This is a genomic window from Streptomyces sp. NEAU-YJ-81 (assembly GCF_017592595.1).
GTDB classification, from domain to species: Bacteria; Actinomycetota; Actinomycetes; order Streptomycetales; family Streptomycetaceae; genus Streptomyces; species Streptomyces hygroscopicus_B.
The window spans coordinates 1-1,127 of record NZ_JAGFNO010000117.1; the positions used below are offsets into that span (position 1 = coordinate 1).

At 70.4% G+C, this 1,127-nt stretch carries 3 protein-coding genes and 1 pseudogene; all 4 read left to right on the forward strand.

The features are described 5' to 3' along the window. A partial coding sequence (locus tag J5X86_RS50150) for a carboxyl transferase domain-containing protein (RefSeq protein WP_279595827.1) occupies positions 1-331 on the forward strand: 331 nt, incomplete at its 5' end. Between the two features lie 36 nt (positions 332-367). Next, on the forward strand, positions 368-577 hold the full coding sequence (locus J5X86_RS50155) for an acyl-CoA carboxylase subunit epsilon (RefSeq protein WP_208523230.1): 210 nt from the start codon (positions 368-370) through the stop codon (positions 575-577). 109 nt (positions 578-686) lie between these two features. Beyond that, a pseudogene (locus J5X86_RS51865) lies at positions 687-941 on the forward strand (cobalamin-dependent protein); the annotation flags it as partial. 53 nt (positions 942-994) lie between these two features. Beyond that, positions 995-1,127 (forward strand): biotin carboxylase N-terminal domain-containing protein (locus J5X86_RS50165; RefSeq protein ID WP_208523232.1); only part of this gene is annotated, 133 nt, incomplete at its 3' end.

Consider the following 1,127-nt stretch of genomic DNA (forward strand, 5'->3'; position numbering starts at 1 on the left):
CTACGACGTGATGGGCTCCAAGCACCTGGGCGCCGACCTCAACCTGGCCTGGCCCACCGCGCAGATCGCGGTCATGGGCGCCCAGGGCGCGGTCAACATCCTCCACCGGCGCACCATCGCCGCCTCCCACGACCCGGAGACCACCCGCACCGAGCTGATCGCCGACTACGAGGACACCCTGCTGAATCCGTATATCGCGGCCGAGCGAGGCTACGTCGACGCGGTGATCATGCCCTCCGAGACCCGCCGCCACATCGTCCGCGGACTGAGGACCCTGCGGAACAAGCGCGAGTCCCTGCCCCCGAAGAAGCACGGCAACATCCCCCTCTGACCCCACTGACCTCACGGACTTCGGAAAGGGCGGCCAATGGTGTTCACGGTCGTACGGGGCAACCCCACTCACGAAGAGCTGGCCGCCGCGCTAGCGGTGATCCAAGCCCGCGCCGCAGCGGCCTCAGCCGTCCCCGCGACGCCGCAGCGACTGGACGAGTGGACGGTCAAAACCCGCAACATCTCGTGCAGCGCCCCGCCCCAGCCGGGCCCGGCAGCGTGGCGCAGCTCCTACTGGCCACGCTGAGGAAGCCACGGGGCCCGCAGCCGCGACGTCGTCGCACAAGCACCGCGCTCCCTGGCCCCGGCGGCCGGTGGGGCCCTCCCGCCCCGCTGACCATTCGAACGGAGAGACCATGAAGACTCCGCAACAGCGGACAGCTCGTGCCGGTGCCAGTGCCGCGCCGGTGCCGGGCACCCGTATCGCCGAGCCCGGGCTTGACGGCCACGACCGCGGCGCCAACGTCATCGCCCGGGGCCTGCGCGACACCGGCTACGAGGTCCTCGACACCCGCCCGCACCAAACCCCGGAACAGATCGTCGCCACCGTCTTCGCCGAGGAGGCGGCACTCCCGGGTCTCTCCGTACTTTCAGGCGGCCACCTGACGCTCGAAACCATCGACCAGCTCGACGCCGCCCCGAACCAGACCCTGGAGTCGACATGCTGACGAAGGTGCTCATCGCCAACCGTGGCGAGATCGCTGTCCGTGTTGCCCGTGCCTGCCGGGATGCCGGGATCGCGAGCGTAGCCGTCTACGCCGATCCGGACCGGGACGCATGTCATGTGCGCGCGGCCG